The 17111-nt window shown below is 50.0% G+C and carries 11 protein-coding genes; 2 read left to right on the top strand and 9 right to left on the bottom strand.

Going from position 1 to position 17111, the window contains the following annotated elements; genetic code table 11:
• Nucleotides 1-348: 348 nt before the first annotated feature.
• From V4U84_RS24180 to V4U84_RS24170, 3 genes are all read right to left on the bottom strand, one after another.
• On the bottom strand, nucleotides 349-1563 hold the full coding sequence (locus V4U84_RS24180) for an IS4 family transposase (RefSeq protein WP_334077049.1): 1215 nt from the start codon (nucleotides 1561-1563) through the stop codon (nucleotides 349-351).
• Nucleotides 1564-2401: 838 nt separating this feature from the next.
• Nucleotides 2402-4825 carry an outer membrane protein assembly factor BamB family protein gene (locus tag V4U84_RS24175; RefSeq protein ID WP_334078133.1) on the bottom strand — a complete coding sequence of 808 codons (2424 nt, stop codon included), beginning with the start codon at nucleotides 4823-4825 and terminating at the stop codon, nucleotides 2402-2404.
• A gap of 311 nt (nucleotides 4826-5136) precedes the next feature.
• Nucleotides 5137-5907 (bottom strand): protein-glutamine gamma-glutamyltransferase, encoded by a 771-nt coding sequence (locus V4U84_RS24170; protein ID WP_334078132.1) that lies wholly within the window; start codon nucleotides 5905-5907, stop codon nucleotides 5137-5139.
• Between the two features lie 276 nt (nucleotides 5908-6183).
• On the opposite strand from V4U84_RS24170, the gene V4U84_RS24165 reads away from it, so the two are divergent.
• Both V4U84_RS24165 and V4U84_RS24160 read left to right on the top strand, forming a co-directional pair.
• Nucleotides 6184-7512: an ABC transporter substrate-binding protein gene (locus V4U84_RS24165; RefSeq protein WP_334078131.1), complete on the top strand. Its 1329-nt coding sequence runs from the start codon at nucleotides 6184-6186 to the stop codon at nucleotides 7510-7512.
• Nucleotides 7509-9212, top strand: a complete 1704-nt coding sequence (locus V4U84_RS24160; protein ID WP_334078130.1) for a methyl-accepting chemotaxis protein — start codon at nucleotides 7509-7511, stop codon at nucleotides 9210-9212. Before V4U84_RS24165 ends, V4U84_RS24160 begins: the two co-directional genes overlap by 4 nt.
• 76 nt (nucleotides 9213-9288) lie before the next feature.
• On the opposite strand, the gene V4U84_RS24155 is transcribed toward V4U84_RS24160, so the two are convergent.
• From V4U84_RS24155 to V4U84_RS24130, 6 genes are all read right to left on the bottom strand, one after another.
• Nucleotides 9289-10452 carry a DL-endopeptidase inhibitor IseA family protein gene (locus V4U84_RS24155; RefSeq protein WP_334078129.1) on the bottom strand — a complete coding sequence of 388 codons (1164 nt, stop codon included), beginning with the start codon at nucleotides 10450-10452 and terminating at the stop codon, nucleotides 9289-9291.
• A gap of 87 nt (nucleotides 10453-10539) precedes the next feature.
• Nucleotides 10540-11430 carry a copper amine oxidase N-terminal domain-containing protein gene (locus V4U84_RS24150; protein ID WP_334078128.1) on the bottom strand — a complete coding sequence of 297 codons (891 nt, stop codon included), beginning with the start codon at nucleotides 11428-11430 and terminating at the stop codon, nucleotides 10540-10542.
• Nucleotides 11431-11497: 67 nt separating this feature from the next.
• The gene (locus tag V4U84_RS24145) at nucleotides 11498-12277 is read right to left on the bottom strand and encodes a hypothetical protein (protein ID WP_334078127.1); all 780 of its coding nucleotides are present in this window, start codon (nucleotides 12275-12277) and stop codon (nucleotides 11498-11500) included.
• A 280-nt stretch (nucleotides 12278-12557) separates the two neighbouring features.
• Nucleotides 12558-14975, bottom strand: coding sequence for a C39 family peptidase (locus V4U84_RS24140; RefSeq protein WP_334078126.1), 2418 nt, complete (start codon nucleotides 14973-14975; stop codon nucleotides 12558-12560).
• Between the two features lie 57 nt (nucleotides 14976-15032).
• On the bottom strand, nucleotides 15033-15431 hold the full coding sequence (locus V4U84_RS24135; RefSeq protein WP_334078125.1) for a hypothetical protein: 399 nt from the start codon (nucleotides 15429-15431) through the stop codon (nucleotides 15033-15035).
• A gap of 52 nt (nucleotides 15432-15483) precedes the next feature.
• A complete protein-coding gene (locus V4U84_RS24130) occupies nucleotides 15484-17064 on the bottom strand; it encodes a hypothetical protein (RefSeq protein WP_334078124.1) in 1581 nt (526 codons plus the stop codon).
• Nucleotides 17065-17111 lie beyond the last annotated feature (47 nt).

Genomic DNA, 17111 nt, shown 5'->3' with positions numbered 1-17111 from the left:
CATTAATCTTGCAAAAACCTTAACATCAGTTAGTCGTAATGAGTTGAACTAATGATGGAGGGATAGAGGCAGCCGGGTGAAATGTTCTTCCGATCGCTGTTGCTCCCGGATTTCTTGATGAATTAAATTCAGATAAGGTAGAAGTCCGGTAACAAAGGCGAACGCTACGCTTCTCCAGAATCATTTCACCCTCTTGCCTTTTCCCATCCTATGCTCTAGTTCAACTTGTTTGCCAGTGATGTTTCGCCTCTCCCAAAAAGGCAAAAAAAAGCCCCACCTTACTTTCAAACGTACAGACACATTTTTTTCCAGAGTATAGTTTTTCTTCTGTTTTGGTTCTACATTTTTTTAGTAATAGATCATCCGTAGTTTCTCCAAACGTTCTGGATGAATTCTTGGACGACCGCCCTTTTTCCTTCGGCCCTTACTCGTCCGCTGCGTCACTGGATGTAAACGGTCCAAAAAATCGGTCCACGCATTCGTTAAATACGCACGCATCTTCCTCGTCACTTGGCCAATGGGCAGATCCGGAGCGTAGAGATACCGGATTTCTTCACACACTACGTACGCCAGTAGGTTTAAATAAATCAGGTTCCATACCGCCTGTGGCTTGTTGTTGTATATTTTTTTCAGATGCAAATTTGACTTCATGAATTTAAAAAATAGTTCCACTTTCCAGCGGTAGTGATACATTCGGGCCACATCTTCCGCTTTTACATCCCAGCGGTTCGTTAGAACTCGCACTTGATGAACCTTGTGCTTATTGTCGATAAACTCAAACTCGACCAGTCGGAACACGCCGGTTTGTTGGCTATCCGGGTCCTTGATTTCTACTTCGGCATCCCGCTTGATGAAACTCCCCGCGACCTTGGACTGAAGCACCCGTACTCTGCTGTTGCTCTTAAGTCGGACCACAAAGTAAATCTGATTTCGATCCCAATGGAGGAATTGTCCGTAACAGATATAACCTCGGTCAAACAAATAGGTGGTTCCTGGCTCCCAAACAAGGTGTTCCAGCACTTCCGAGTCTAGGTCGGCCACCATCGCCGTGGAGAGTACGATGCCTTTTAGCCAGGCGCTTATCTCGCCGGTGAGATGCAGGCAGGTATGCATTTTTACCGCACTCTCTCCCGCTTGGCGTAATGCCCACTTCCCTCGCGGTAGGCTCAGAGTGATTGACGAGGAGTCTACCGCGGCCAGTCGCCCAAGTCCCTTGAGCTTTTTCGGTAGTGTAGGTCCCTGGTGATGCCACAGGTTTTTGAGACGCTGGAGGAACAAGTTACGAACACTGTCGGTTGGAATTTGCGCTAGTTTTCGATTTAAGGAGGAAGCATGGATCGACTCCAAGCCTACCCATTTTTGCAGCCACGGAGCACTTCGTAAATGCTCTGTGATGTTATCTAGTGAACTCCGTTTTTGCAAAATGGCCTCCAGAAAGAGAAGAATCGTGTTGCCAAAGCAAAGCTTCTTGGCGTAATGATCGCCACAGAGTAAACGCACATGGACATCCAACCAACCTAAGGCTTGACGAATCACGGATGGGTTAGGTATCTTTTTATTCAAGGAGACCTCCTTTCGTATGTGTCTGTACAATTCTACGATAACTGGGGTCTCCTTTTTTTGTAAATTATTCTTCTTACTTTTTATGTCATTTTTTTTGCAAGATTACTGCCTTAACAGCCTGTTTATGCGAAAATAAGCGCCGTGGCGGCCGTTAGCTATGGGAAATCGGCGTTTTCAGGACAAATAACGGCTGTGGCAACCGTTAGCGTTAATTTTCGTCTTTCTTGCAAGGCTGCTCATGCGACGGCGGTTAGGGAAATGGGGCACGCCGGATCCAACTCGCCACACCGAGGCGACAAGTTACAAAATAGGCAGCTCCATGTCAGGTTTGATGCAACTTCAGTGGAAATAGCGGCTACTGCTTCCGTTAGAATTCCTAATCCGCTGGTTTGGATGAAATAGCGGCGATAGCTTCCGTTAGAATCACTGCTGGCGGATAGGCGCCCCCAATCGCACCAGCACCTCTGGCGGATAGGCCCTCACGATCGCACCAGCACCTTTGGCGGATGGGGCCGAAGGTGGCCTTGAACGGCCACGGTCGGCAATCGCCGTCTCTTACGGAACTATTAGCCGCTATTTTGCTCTAATCCGCACTTTCGGATTTCTAACGGAACTGACAGCGCCTATTTGGGCTCATTTCCACCAAAATGACCTCTTTCTGCCGAAATAGCGGCTACTGCTTCCGTTAGAATTCTTAATTCGCCGTTTTGGATGAAATAGCGGCGATAGCTTCCGTTAGAATCACTGCTGGCGGATGGGCGGCCACGATCGCACCAGCACCTTCGGCGGTTGGGGCCGAGAAATAGCGCCGCTCGGACAATGACTAGTTAGAGGCACGTTATGGCGTCGCGACCTTATCCAACTCCTGAGCGCGGAACCGGAGGAACCCCCCGTTGGCCGTGCCGACGTAGATCTCGTCACCCGAACGGTTCACCGTCCCGTTTCGGGTCTCTAGTTCGCGAAGCTCCGCGTAGCCCGTTTTCACGTCGGCCACCCGCCCCAGCAGCTTCCCGGTCTTCTTATCCAGCATCAGCAGATCTTGGCCAAAAGGGAACAGCAACGTATGCTCAAGTACCGTGAAGCTGCCGGCCGCCAACGGGGACAAATCCGCATCCGCGGATGCGGTGGTCGGCATCTGCCATAGGCTTTTCCCCGTAGTTGCCTCCAAAGCGGCCGGCAATCCGTTTATCGTCAGATAAAGGGTATCTCCCTCCAGCTCCCCCTTGCTGCCTTTGCCGGAAATTCGCCACAGTTCATTTCCCGCTTTGGCATCGTAAAATATCGTTTCGAACGAGTCCGCCCCCCAATAATCCGCGCTGTCCAACGGATGTTGGATCAGCAAATATCGGCCGTCCGCCAGCTCTTCGAAACGTTCTCCAGGCACGGCGGGATAATCGGCCAGGACTTGGCCCGCCGAAACATCCAGCCATTTCCAGTTGTCGCCGAGCAGGATCCAGCGTTTGTCCGGGTCCGATCCGTTGAACGGATCCATTCTCGGGCCGCCCGCGTAGTAAGGCTCTATGGAGTAATCCTGCGCCTGTTCCCCTTTCGCCTCAATCGACCAGACCGTCTTTCCGTTATCCGGATTGAGCGCCCGCAGCTCTTTCCCTTCCCTGATCAGTACGTAAGGATCTGCCGCGCTGCGGTTCAGGATTCGCGCCTCTTCGCCGAGGTCTGACTCCCACCGGGTCCGGCCGTTTCGGGCGTCCAGAACGATCAGTTTCGTACTCGTCTTCCGCTGAATATCACCGCGGTCGTTCCATGTGACCAGGATGACGGAATCCCGGGCAGCCCACATCCCCATCTGGCTCTTGTCTCCGAACCGCTGCTCCCACAACACCTTGCCGTCGGACAGTCTCAACTTGCGAACCCGATTGTCGTATTGCTTCTCCTCCGGGCTAAAGGAGGTAAATAGGGTGACCTCTTCCCTGGCAGGGTCAAGGGACGCCTCCAACTGACCATACCCGGCATTAATTTGCCAGCGCGTCTTTCCGTCTTCCCGGCCGACCGCATAAAAGGAAGCATCATAATGCCCCCCGCTGTACCCGCCGTCGTCTCCCTTCAGCAGCAATACCTCTTTCCCCGAGCTCAGGAGGTAGGGGTAAGCCAGTGTGCCTTGATTCCTCCAATCCGGCTGCACCCGGAGCGTTCGAGGAAGCGAAGTAACGAGATAATCCTGCGAAAACATATCATCATCGCCCGAGTACATGCGGCTTTGGTACCGATCCGCCCCGGGAAATATCCAATGGATGGCCGCCAGTTTGCCAGCTGGGGTAAACGTCGCCTGGAAATGGGCGTCTTCCCTTTCATATCGCCAGCTGGAGCCGATGATCATCGGCTCGCCGCCGTTATTTTGAAGATCGCCGGATACTTCCGTCAGCGCCGGGTCTCCCAGCAACTTTTTTACCTTGGCGGCATCGTCTCCCGGTTTAAGCAGCACATCGGTTAGCCCGCGCACTATATCCAAATCCGGTTCCGCTCCATCCTGAGCGTTAAGAAGCGGCAGCGGTACAGCTTCCGTCGCGGAGATATCCCTTCCCTTTACCCAAAACACAGCCGGACGATACACCTCATCCCCTTCATCCTCATGCCAAGCCGCCGGGGGAATGATCACGCCGTACCACTCCTTCCACTTGGCGAAGGCCACGAACGTATTGTCCCCGTTATCACTTCCGGTTCCCCATCGAGCCTTGCTCAACGGGGCCAGCGCCAACTCGCCCTCCTTGCGCAGCCTAATATATAGCGGCTCGATCGATTCGGCGCTCTCGGCGGCTTCGGAAGCGTACCATTGCGGAATCCAAAGCGTTCCCCGGTCATAGGTATGGAACTCCAGCATTTCACCGGACACGGACAAAATCTTAAAATTATATCCGGGCTTGCCGAAATAAGTGATATTCATCCTCCGAATATCGGTGTTGCTACTGACTGCCCTTGAAAAAAGCGGGGTCCCGAAACGAATTTGCGTCGCGTCCCCGGGCTTGGGGAGGGTCGAGAACCACACCGTGGGGACGGGCTCTCCTCCGTCCGTTTGCGTTTTTGATGCGGCCAAGCTTTTGCCCCTCTCCGTCGGCTGGGCCGCCAAAAAATCCGGAAGAACGCTCACGGCTTCTTTAAGATTGGCTACCGGAACTTGACTCGAGGCTGCAGCCGTTAATCCGGGAAACGCCCCGCCAACCAGACAAAGCAGGGCCAAGCTCCCCTTCACCACCTTGATGAGAGGAGACCTCGGCCGTTTTTCCGGTTTTTGTGTTGTTTTTTCCATTTCGGGTACCCCCTTTTTTCCTGTCCATACCATTTTAGACGTATATTCTTGGAAAAAGTTCTACCCTGGACGAGCGATCCCTATTCGATCTGGCCTCTGCAGCCGCGGAGAAATCCTGTGCATGTACGAGGATCTTCAGTGCCCGGTCGTGGAGCAGGTCACCTTGGCCGAGTTTTCGCGCACGCGAAAAATGGACCGCCACGTCAGCCGCCTGCGCAAAATCTACAGGCAGCGGCGCGAGGTCCTGATGGAGGCGTGGAGCGCCGTTTCGGCCGGGCCGTCGTCCGGCAGCACCGCGGCCTTCCCTGGAGCTAAAGGGCGTACAGCCTGCTGCCGATGCGGGCCGACACGTTGCTCAACCCTAAAGTATAGGCATAGTCCAGCGTTTCCACCTGATCCAATTTATAGGCGGAAACCGGGCTTCCCGGCCTTCTTTTGGTATTGAGCAGGGCGATAATTTCCGCTCCCGACCGGATTCCCATGCCGTGGGCGAAGTAATTTCCGTCCGGCAGCAAAATCCCGTTCTCCCCCCGCCACTCGGGCGTGTTCGGATCAAAATCGGGGTTTTTGAAATAGACGACATCGCCCGGAAACGCCTCTCCGCCGGGAACAGAGATGATGCGCAGGTCGCTGTCATATTTCCAATCGTACAATAGCAAGCCGCCGAAATAGGCGTTAAACGCCGGTTCCCCGATGGCCTCCAGTACCCCTTTGTACAGGGCAATGACCATAGCGGTAGCACATTCGAATGCATAGGCCCGCCCGTTGCGGTAAATATCGCGGATCCCCTCCGCCGGGGATACATCGTAACGCAGGCGGAATCCGCCGTTATCCAGCCGTATCCAATAATTCTCGTTGCAACGGGAATTCGCGAACGTGGAAAACCGCGCTCCGCTCTGGTAAAGACCTATGGCCGACTCCACGATCCGGCTTCGCGTCTTGAGTTCAAATTCCAGCACCTGGGCGGAACGGTACGGATACGTCACCGGGCTGGCTTGTTTCATTCGGAGAATATCCCGCTCCACGCCGCTTAGATTCAGTCTGTCCACCTGTTCCATTTCCCCGGGGGGAAGAAGAATCATGTCTGTCACCTCGTTTATGCCGGGGATAAACTGTATTATCCCGGCTGCGTTTTTTATGCTCGCTTGGGCTATTGTACGCTCATGATGCTTGAAAAGTGAACGCGGAACAAGGCATGTTCCTACTTCCGAGTACTTGAGCTAGGATCCCGGAACTGAGTGTAAATAATAATAGGAAAAATAAACCATATTTTCGCCCTCTATCAACAAAGTTCGACAATTCCGATATATTCTCCAGGGCCTTCTTTTTCCGGCTCATTTATCAGGAAGGGTGACGAGATGATTAAATTAGGGGGCAGAATTTTCTTTTTTTTAGCATCGCTAACATTGATTATCGGTGTTCTCGGTTGCAATAAACCGGCGGACCCGCAAAGCGCCGATGAGCCGTCTGGTTCCGAGGAACCGGTTACGCTCAAATTTATATGGTGGGGGTCGGACCAGCGCGAAGAGGATACGCTGAAGGTCATCGAGCTGTATAAAAAGAAGCATCCTCATGTGAACTTCGAAACCGAAAGTTTAGGCGGAACGGACGAGGTTGCCACCCAGCTCGCGATTGAAACGGCGGATCAGAATACAGCGGATATTATCCAGGCCGATTACAGCTTTATTTTTAACTACATCAACCGTGATTTGATCGAGCCCTTGGATGCTTACATCGCGGATAAGAGGCTGAATGTCTCGGACATGGATCCCGCCTATCTGGCACCGGGCCAAAAAGACGAGCTTCTCTACGCTCTTCCGATGGGAAACAACTCCCAAAGCTTCTTTTACAATCCCGCGATATTTGAGAAAGCCGGCGTTACTATCCCCAAGGAAGGATATACGATCGACGATCTCCACCAGACGATGGTCCAACTTAAAACGAACATGGCTGAAGCCGATTTTTATCCGCTCGGCAACATGATTGACGTGAATTACTATTTGCGTGCGGAAGGGGTATCGATGTACAAAGCCGACGGCAGCGGTCTCGGTTACGAGGACGACAAAATTTTGACCGAGTATTTTACCTTATACAAACAGTGGGTGGATGAAGGCCTTCTGATCAAAAACTCGATCGGTTCCTTCAAAAATAATAAGGATCATCCGATCGTTGCCGGGAAAACGGCGCTTTTTTCCGGTTCCAGCAATAATAACACTGTATTGAGCAAGCTCGCGGGAAGTCCGATCAAGCTGCTTCCGTTCCCCAAAACGCCGGGCGGCCATGAAGGCGGCTGGATCAAGCCCTCGATGCTGATGGCGGTCTCCTCCTATTCCAAGCGTAAAGAGGAGGCCGTAGCGTTTATGAATTTCTTTTTGAACGATCCCGAGGCCAACGATATTCTGCGCGGAGAGCGCGGCGTTCCGGCGTCGGCCGCCATGGCGGACCGGGTGGCGGGACAAGATCCGGCCGCAAAAGAGCAGGTGCAGTTCATCAATTATATGAAGGCTCACTCCAAGCCGCTGGACCCTCCGAATCCGAGCAGTCACGTCGTGATCAACAATGCGTATCAATCCGCGCTTCAGAAGGTGCTGAACGGGGAGCTTACCCCGGCGGAAGGGGCAGCAGAATATCGGGTCCAAGCCACTGAAATCCTGAATATGACCAACAAGGGGGCGGCCGGGAAATGAAACCTTCCATCACGCGGATGACCATTCGAAAAAAACTGTACGGCGGCTTTGGCCTGGTGCTTGCGCTTTTGGCCTTGATGTCTTTCATCAGCTACTCCTACTTGGTATCGGTGAACGAGTCCTACACGAAGCTGATAAAGGAGAAAACCGCCGCTGTCCAATTGATCAAGAACTTGTCATTGGCCGTCGAAAGCGAGCATTCCCATGTTTCGGAGTTTCTCCTGACAAGCAACCAGGCGAATCTGGATGGCTACAATACGGCCCAGACTACTTTCCTGGTTTCGCTGAATGAACTGCAATCTTTGATTACGGACCGGGACGAGAAGCAAATCCTCGCCGGTCTCGATCTCCTGCAAAGTCAATACAGCAGCGTCGCGCTGCAGATGATCGATGCGAAGAAGCAGAACAAAACCGAGGATTTCCTGAAGGCGGTTGCTAGTCAAAGCGTTGTAAGAGACAAATTCAGCAACACGGCGTTCCGGTTTGTGGAATTGAAGCAGACGCAGCTGGATAAGGAAGCTCAGGCAACATTCCGGGAAGTGGAACAAATCAAGCTGATCGTGATCGGCATCACGACCGCCACGTTGCTGGTCGGGATCATTGCCTCTTTCCTGATCAGCCGGGCGATTTCCCGGCCGATCCTCAAGCTTCATGGCATGGCTTTGAAAATCGCCAAGGGCGACTTGCGGGACACGCAGGTCGATATCCGCAACAGCGATGAAATCGGGGACCTCGCCAAGTCCTTTAACGATATGGCGGACAACTTGAGGGCGCTTATCCATGAGGTGGGGCTCCACGCCCATCAGGTGGCGGATTCGTCCGGACAGCTGTCCGACAGCGCGGAACAGACCGGGCAGGCGACCGAGCATGTGGCGAATATCATGGAATCGCTGGCGGCGGGTACGGAGTCGCAGACGAACCGGATTACGGCCAGCGTTACCCGGGTCCGCCGCATGGATGAGGACGCCGGCATCATTTCCGGCCGAGCCTCCAAGGTAGCGGAGTCGGTGCAGTTGACCTCTTCCGTTGCCGCGGAAGGAGGCGAGGCCGTCCAGACGGCGATCGATCAAATGTCCGCCGTGCAGTCCAATGTCAGCGAGGTGTCCGGGCTCGTCGGGCTTCTGAATGAACGGTCGAAGGAGATCGGCGATATTATCGCCATCATAACCGACATCGCCAACCAGACGAACCTGCTCTCGCTGAATGCGGCGATCGAAGCCGCCCGCGCGGGCGAGAACGGCCGCGGCTTCGCGGTCGTGGCGAGCGAAGTCCGCAAGCTCTCCGAGCAAACCTCGCAATCCGGTCAGAAGGTCTATGAGGTGATTACGGCGATTCAAACCGAGATGGACCGAACGATGGAGAAGGTTTCACAAAGTGAGCGGGAGGCGCTCGCAGGGATTCACGCCGTAACCACGGCGGGTCAATCCTTCTTCCGGATCGAAGCGGCCATCCATGAGGTGTCCGTCCAAATTCAAGAGGTGTCGGAATCCTCCCGGAGCATGTCCCTTGAAACCCGGGAGCTTGTCGAAGCTTACGATGAAATCAACCGGATTGCCGCCCTGACCGCGGAAGGCACGCACAGCGTCTCGGCCTCCGCGGAGGAGCAGATGGCCAGCGTACAGCAAATTGCCGCTTCGTCCAAGGAGCTCTCGTCGCTCGCTCAGGAGCTGTGGAAGAGCATCGACAAATTTACCGTGTAAATTCTGCTCAAAAAAAGCCAGCCCGCTATGCAGGCCGCCTTTGTCGGCTGCGTGAGGGCTGGTTTTTTTCTTACTTTTATAAAAAATCGACCGGGTGCGCGTTAAGCTTCCACTTTTGATTTTCATAAATAAATGGCACCTGGATCAGCCGCGACTCCCCTTCGGCTTCCGGCACATCGTATTCGAACACTTTTTTGTCGCGTTCATCCACAACAACCCGGGAGAGCTTCGCTTTGTCCCAATCGGTCAAAGCACCGACATCATAAGGCCTATAAACCAGCTTCCCGTCTTGCTCCACCACTATATCCGAATCGACCCATTCCGTAATCAGGGCATCGGCAAACGAAGGTTCGAGATACTCCCTTATCTTTTCCTTGGTATTCATGTCATCACAGAAAAAATAGTACCCCAGCGGATCGTCCCCGATCTGGCGCTCTTCAAGCGGCTTGCACTTCTTACCGCCATCATAGAAAACCGTGAAGAAGGTGGCGACCCCTTCATCCCTTAGTTTTAACGCCGCATCTCCGTCCAGCGGGGGAATTTCGTTATCTCCATCATCCACATCGTCCGTGCCCCAGCCCATCTCGTCCTCGGGGGTAACCAGAAGTTCGGAGGGATCCTTCTTTTTGTATAATTCATCATTGTATTCTTGGGAAATATCCGTAATCCGGTACCCGTCTTCTTGCCTGGAGAAGGTATAAATTCCGGGCGAGTCCGTGAACGTTCCATTCTCGTCAATCCCCTCAAACTTGAAAGGCACTTCGATGACCGTGCGGTCCGCGGTCTGCTCCACCATTTTGAAGTTCCCGTCGGAGTCCACGAAATACTGCCCTTCGCTATCGCCATAATTTCCGCATCGTTCGGGACTGCAGAAGATTTCATGCGTGGCCAGCACATAAACCAAAATATCCCGGCTAAAAAAGGCGGACAGTTCGTTTTCCAAATCACTTCGCACAAACTTTCCATAGATCGGAGACACCCCGAAATAGCCGATTTGGGGGCTATTTTTATCTTCAACTTCCCGCTCCTTGAGTTCCTTGATGACTCGTTCTGTCTCCAGAACCCGCTTTTGGGCTTCCTCCAGTGACAACGGCTGCTTGGCGGTGTTTTCCTGCGCTTCATCTTTTTGTCCGTTACTTGGGCCCCCGTTTAGAACGGCACTTTTGGAGCTGCAGCCCACGGCGGCTACGAGTAAAATCACGACGGCTGCAATCCGTAACAAAAGTCGCGTTTGTTTCAATTTAAGCACTCCAGTCATAGTGGGGAGAACATGCTAACCCGCGAATAATTTCAATAATAACTTGATTGATCCTTTGGTCATCATTATCTACTTATACCAGACGTTAATGTTAATGCCGCCATATGTCTGAGATTGAACAATCACTTTGAAGGTTTCATCTGTAAAGGTCTTCTTGGCCAATTCATCTTCCTCTAGCTTCTTTTGTTTTACGTAATTCATAGCAGAATCAACCGTCTTTTTATCAATTCTTTGGCTCAAAATTTCCTCAGCATCCTTTTGTTGTTGGCTCAGGTCATCCCCAACATGGCCAAAGCTCACCAGTAGTTGAAGAATCGGTCCCTCCTTTTTTTTCGGATCATAACCACTATCTAAAACACTTAACCCTGAATTATAAAAACCGTTAAAACTAAATCCCTCTAACTTTATTTTCTCGCTCTTCCCCTCCACATTTCTTGAAGCTTCCCAAGCCTCCCAATCAAACGGTTTTTCTGTATTCGCCTTGTTACCATTGGCTCCGCTAGCCCCCGATCCTGCACCTGTATGAATCGATACCATATAATTCAAAGAGTCCCAGTTCACTTGCGCACCAAGAGCCTCGCTTACAAAACGAAGCGGTACAAAGGTTCTGTCCGATTTCCGCAAGGGTATCGTGTCCATTTGCTCGGTTTTGCCGTTCACGTTATAAGCCTTGTTGCCGAGTGTTAGAACGATCTGATTGGAATTCAAGTCTACGGTCACTTTCTTCGTTTTGCTGTCCCAAGCCACTTTAGCACCAAGAGCTTCACTTACAAAGCGTATCGGCACCTGCACCCGGTTGCTTTTATCCACCAAAGGCTGTGCATCCGGAAAACTCATTTTCTCCCCGTTCAATTCCACGCGCAGTGGCAGCTTCGCCGCGGAAGATATCCCTGGCATGGCTGTGAGTACGAAAAGTAGGGACAGAAGAAAAAAAACTAATCTCATTCTCTTAAGTTTCATAAAATAAAACCTCTCTCGTTTTTTCGCTTGGATTAGCCCCCATCAACAACGCGACGGAGGCGTCTGTTTACCTATTATGCAATTCCTTAACTTCCCCGCTATCCAGCTCAATGAACACCTGGGCCGCCTCTTCTTTTTGACCGAACCAGTCGATAGGCACCACGGCATCGTACAATGTCCAGTTTTCCGTATTCATTTCATCGACATTGACGTACTCCGACTTTTTCAACTCAACTTCCCGCCCGTCCGCTTTCATCCATACCCGTTTCACCGTGAAGTCCTTACTGTAGAGATGAACTGCAAGATTCATTTGCTCGGAGTGATTCGTATTGTAGGCAAGGACATACGTATCATAGAGTTTGGCGTATTCATCCGGATTCCCGCTAAACAAACTGATCAGATTCCGAAACGGGTAAATACCTTCCGCCCACTCCATATCCGCCTCGCCGCCCGATTGAACGGAAACGGGGTACAGTTCATCCTTGTTGGCGGTTCGCATAGGCTCACATGCACGGCTAAGCGTCTCCGACGCAGCCGGACCTCCCCCTCCGTCTTCGGGTTCCGGGGCCAATTTCTCGAGAAATTCCCCACGGCTGGAGTAGTAGCTATCCTCATCCGAAATGGTCAGCTTGACCGGTTCGCTTATTTGCCCCGAGTCCGCATAGAAAAGTCTCTTGCTCTCTTCCGAAAACACCGGGATAATGGCCGCCAAATTGACGGTATCCGAGGTCCAGACCGGGTTCGTCCTAAACGCGGCAAACCGGCTGAAATCGGAGTCGAGCCGTTCGTTGGTCCAATACCTGTAAAGTGTATATTCATAAGGGGCAACGACCGTGTTTTCCTGCATCTGTACTTTATCAGCCGCTAAAGAAATATAAGGAAAATAAGGAACCGGCTCCTCGCCAACTTCCGCGTCCAGAGCCCTGAAACATGCGGAAGCTTTTTCGGCCAGATCCCCTGATTTTTTTATATCCGGCTCTTGCGGAACTACCTTTTCCGCTTGTTCAGTTCGTGAAGAATGATTACTGCTTAAAGGTTGTTGGTATCCCTGTGTTTCCTTTGAACAACTACTCAACAGAACAGCCAAAATTATTGAGCACACGGTTAATATAAAAGTTGGTTTACGGCTATCTTTTGCTATAAAGTTCATTATAGTCTGCCACCACCCATCCCTTGTATTTGCCTTTCGCCGAACCATTCTTAAGCATTTTCTTCAATGATGTCACTTCTCCCCCTGATGGATTAACAATGAGCATGTCTTTGGTTTTCTCATCATACCCCACCGCCAGAATCCAATGGCCTGATGGGGCGCTCTTTTGAAGATTTGGTTTGGTTATATCAATCAACACGGGATTCCCCTGATCAATTGAAGATTTTGCGTATTTAAACAAAGTTTCGACACTTTTATCCGAACTGGTTGTTGATTTAAACAATGCCTCATTCCCCATATGCCGATCAAACTGGATATTTGGAATGCTCTCCATCTTTAAACTTGCTCCCGAAAATACATTTTTTCTCTTTAACTCTTTATTCAGCTGTGAAGGGGTAATAACTTTCCCGTTTTTCCAGGATTCAGCCATCGCGACTGCGGTTAGAGTGCAACCGGCTTTATAAATAGCTGTGTCCGAGCTGTTTCCAAGCTTTTCGTAATACCAACTCGGCCTCGTCCCATCTACATATCGATCTTGGGAATAAATCGGCATGGAACTTAAATTGGGAATCGTCGTCCAATTTTGTATTCCAGCACTCGCTACGGACTTATATGATCCTAGATTGGTGTTCTTGGGAGGTTCAGGCGACTTCGGCTTATTAGTTTGGGAAGGTTTTGAGGGAGCCTCAATAGCTTGCTTTGTTGTACCTTCGCCAAATACCCCTAATAAAATAGCCGCTATCCCCGGTTGGACATCCTTGGCAGTCTCTTTAAAGTTGCTGTCCGATGTGTATTTGCCTTTCGTCCCTATCGTTGTCTGGTTAAATATATAGGTTGAGTTTTGCCCCTCCAAATAATAACCAAAACCATTGTATAGTTCCGCAAAAACTAACATGGCCGCCAAGTCCTTTGAGTCATACGTCAGTTGAACTCCAAAATTCATTTTCTTAAGCTGATTTTTCAATACTCTTATCGAGTCTTCCTCAAATGTTGTTCCTTTAGGTATCTTATTTTTGCCATCCTGCATGGAATACTCAAAGGCTTTACCACTTGAAAAGTACTTTTGACACTCCCTATAATGTATAGCAAAAATAAGTTCAGGCGGTATATCAAGCTCTCTCCCAATCTTCTCATATACAGCCTTATGTTCCTGCCACCATTTAAGTAAAAATGCTTTTGTCGAATCCGGCAATTTACTCTTTAGGTCCCCGGAAACGAGAAAATCATGATTTCGTTTATAGGCTCCCCCCGGGTTTGAATTTGCCTTTACGGTCTTTTGATAGATAGAAAAGTCAAATCTTGCGTCTAAAACTTTCTTTCCCTTATCTTCAACCTCCCTATGCAAAAGTGCCTGCCCTGCCGGCCCCGCGCCCACCCACAGTTCCCGATAGTCCACATCATCGACCATCTCCGAGGAGAGAGAATACTTGGTTTTCAGAGCCGTCCTGAGTTTTTCGGCATAGGCGTGGGCCCCGTCCATTTCTTTTTGCATGTTTTTAGCTTTGTATTCATGCCACGCGGTTTGGGAACGGCCAATTTCGGTCAAAAGTTTGTGAATTTCGCCCAATTGGGATTTGGCCCACGCTCGTTCCTTCCCGCTTTTCATCATCAATCCCAACAAATATATGTATTGGTTGTCCTTCGGCATCTCCATCGGTATAAATTCACCGTCTTTAGTAATGGAAAAAGAAGGATCGTAAGAACAGGCCTGAATCGGCGCTCCGGAAAACGGGTGGCTTAACTTGACCTCTTTTCCATAATATTTCTCGTCAATCCCCAAACCCTTTAAGACTTTTCGTAGTCTCTCCGCTTCTTTGTGGGCCCCCTCCATCAACGGCTTGTTGTTGAACGCTTTGTAGACGGAATAAGCCACTTGGGCCCGGCCAATGTCATATCTCGCTTTAAAAATCGTGTCCAGCTTTTGCTTGGCCTCTTGCTTCTCCTCCTCCGTCCCGTGCAGGGCTTGCTGATGGAGTTTTTGCACGACCGGATCCTCGAACAACGGATCCTTCAGATATTTTGCGGCACCGTCTCCGGTAAGCGCTCCGGATTTTCCATAGTAAGAAGAAGGGAGAGAAAAGTGCTGCTGCATCGTTTTTTTGACCGTTTCTTCACTGTCCAGATAGGCCTGGGAGGCTTGCGTCAGTCCTTTGGCTTTCTGATGCAACGATGAAGTTAATACTCTCGCGGAGTCTGTCACCTCGCGCAGGCTATCCTCCACGGCATCCAGGGCGCGTTGCACTTCCTTCTCTTCATAATACCGACCTCGAAGGTCTTGGAGAAATCGGTACAAACTCTGATGCACCCTACGTTCCCCGTCTTCGATACCGTCCCCCAAGCCCTTCAGCTTTAGGGAGAGCTCATCGATTTTGGCCGGATCTACCTTGATACTCATGGCTTTGTTCCTTTCCTAAAAATTTTAAAGCTCCTCACCACCCCAAAATGTAATGCTTTAACAGGGAGGTTGGCGCTGTGCTACTTTACGATTTAATGTTTGGCCGCCCTCTACATGGATGTCGTAGAGAACAGAATCGTTATTAAAAGTAAAACTCATATCTTCTGTCCAAAAAGATTTATTCCCCCAACTCCAATCGTTCTCATCGCTAGTATTTTCTATTTCATTTGTTATCTCGATGCCATGCTCCCTTAACACTTCTCTGAGTGCTTCTTCTGTCATTCCTAAATGAACCAACTCCAATATCCTTCCTTCTGTTTTACCTGAAGGGCTTGAGGTGTTCTCCATTGCTACAGAATTTTTGATATTCCCTGCACTACTAGCTTCATTTTTACAACCACCTAGAACTGTAATAATGATTGCTACTAATATCATTTTAAAAGCTTTATTTTTCATATGCTCACCACTTAGCTGGATTTGATAGGGCATGCGTTTCGCCCATTTCCCGTTATTCTCCCGGGTTGTAGCTACTTAAAAACTCCAATACAAGAATTGAAGCCTCAGTGAGCGGCATCTTCTTAATGAACGATAACAAATCATCGTAAGAACTTACCAATTTCTTGGTAGCCTCATCTAAAGAAGCCTGGTCCTCTTCATTCATCGCTTCAAAGTTACCTTGTTTGTAGTAATCCCTCGAATCCATCAGTTGCTGTATCAGCTCGTTAAACTTCGCTTCGATTGATTTCGAGCCCATATTGGAATCCAGCTGTTGCAAATATCCATAGAGCACAGCATCGATCATGCTGCCTTGTCGAATAGACATATGCGACCACATCGTCCCTCCACCTTCGGAATAATAGTGCCAGTCATACCAACTACTGTTGAGGTCTGAAATACTCGCTCGCAAGTCAGACACTTCTTTCCCTTTGATAGAGTTGTCGGATACCATATCGTTCACTTTTTCTGTAAAACAATTTCCAAACTCTGAATAAGCCTTGTCCATTCCCGCCTCAGAGGGATCTTCCGAGTGATTTTGATAGTATTGCTCAAATGCTTTGAAAATGTCCTTCAGTTCTGCGACTTTGGGCAGAGAATCAGTACAAACGGAGAAAGATCCTGTAGTATTCGTGTCCCCCCGCTCATCATCCGGCTTGAAAGTATCCAACATCTTTTCAACCTCCGATTCCATGGTCAAAAAAACCTCGGCTTCCTCTTGATCGCTTGGCTTGTTAGTTTCCAGTGTCTTAGCTGCTACGACCCCATCCTCATTTTCAAAAATGATCTTATATTCGGCCTGATCCATTTCATTCCACTCTCTTACATTCATAGCTACGATTTCAATCAAAGGATAAACTTCCTTCTTGCCTAGATATGAAAGGGTATGCGTATTCACCATTTCGCGAAGCGATATCTTTCCTACCCAGTTCCTCGGAAGTTGGAACGAACCACGGTTCGTTTGAATTTCAGTAGCGCTACGTAAAGTGGGCTCCTGGTCGTAATATCCCCAAGAACTCACCTCCATTGTGGAGGAAGGGTCATATACGTTCTTGGTGTAAAATACAACGCTAACCTCTTTCATGGGATAGGTGATACTGTAGCTTTTCTCCAAATCGGGGTCCTCCATGACCATCGTCTCGCCCGCTTTTTTCATAACATCCGAAAATGTCATTTGTCCTCTCGCCCCGCCATAGTGAATCGGGTTGGTTTCCGCTATCTCCACATGGCTAACCGGTACTTCGTCTCCCTCCGTCAAGTAAAAGGTTAACCCCGCTTTGTCCAATTTGACCCACGGCATCCCTGTCGCTGAATCAGTTCCTTCTATAGGGGCTTCCTTGTAATCCTGCTGCAGTTTTTGGATCAATGCGGCTTTGTCCAGATCAAAATACGCGACAAATTTGCTAAAGAAGTCCGGATTTTTCAAATCATATTTCGGGTCAAATTGGTCGGTTTCGGTATTGACCGTCGCAGTTGGCTCTGGCTGCACCTGAGTTGCTTCAGGCTGTCCCGCCCTTGTTCCGCATGCGGTTACTGCCATCAGCACACCCAGTAAAATCAAGGTCAGTAAAACTTGTTTTCGTTTTCGTCTCACTTCAATCCCCCATTGAGCTTACCTGTCTAATGACCTGCACATCTATT

Origin of the sequence: Paenibacillus sanfengchensis, from assembly GCF_036864765.1 — a bacterium.
Taxonomy (GTDB): Bacteria; Bacillota; Bacilli; order Paenibacillales; family Paenibacillaceae; genus Fontibacillus; species Fontibacillus sanfengchensis.
This window is presented reverse-complemented; position numbering and strand designations above follow the sequence as displayed.

Bases quoted from the DNA above. Each gene is read 5' to 3' on its own strand.
- V4U84_RS24175 (WP_334078133.1), bottom strand. From the start codon at position 4,825: ATGGAAAAAACAACACAAAAACCGGAAAAACGGCCGAGGTCTCCTCTC.
- V4U84_RS24170 (WP_334078132.1), bottom strand. From the start codon at position 5,907: ATGATTCTTCTTCCCCCCGGGGAAATGGAACAGGTGGACAGACTGAAT.
- V4U84_RS24165 (WP_334078131.1), top strand. From the start codon at position 6,184: ATGATTAAATTAGGGGGCAGAATTTTCTTTTTTTTAGCATCGCTAACA.
- V4U84_RS24160 (WP_334078130.1), top strand. From the start codon at position 7,509: ATGAAACCTTCCATCACGCGGATGACCATTCGAAAAAAACTGTACGGC.
- V4U84_RS24150 (WP_334078128.1), bottom strand. From the start codon at position 11,430: ATGAAACTTAAGAGAATGAGATTAGTTTTTTTTCTTCTGTCCCTACTT.
- V4U84_RS24145 (WP_334078127.1), bottom strand. From the start codon at position 12,277: ATGCAGGAAAACACGGTCGTTGCCCCTTATGAATATACACTTTACAGG.
- V4U84_RS24140 (WP_334078126.1), bottom strand. From the start codon at position 14,975: ATGAGTATCAAGGTAGATCCGGCCAAAATCGATGAGCTCTCCCTAAAG.
- V4U84_RS24135 (WP_334078125.1), bottom strand. From the start codon at position 15,431: ATGAAAAATAAAGCTTTTAAAATGATATTAGTAGCAATCATTATTACA.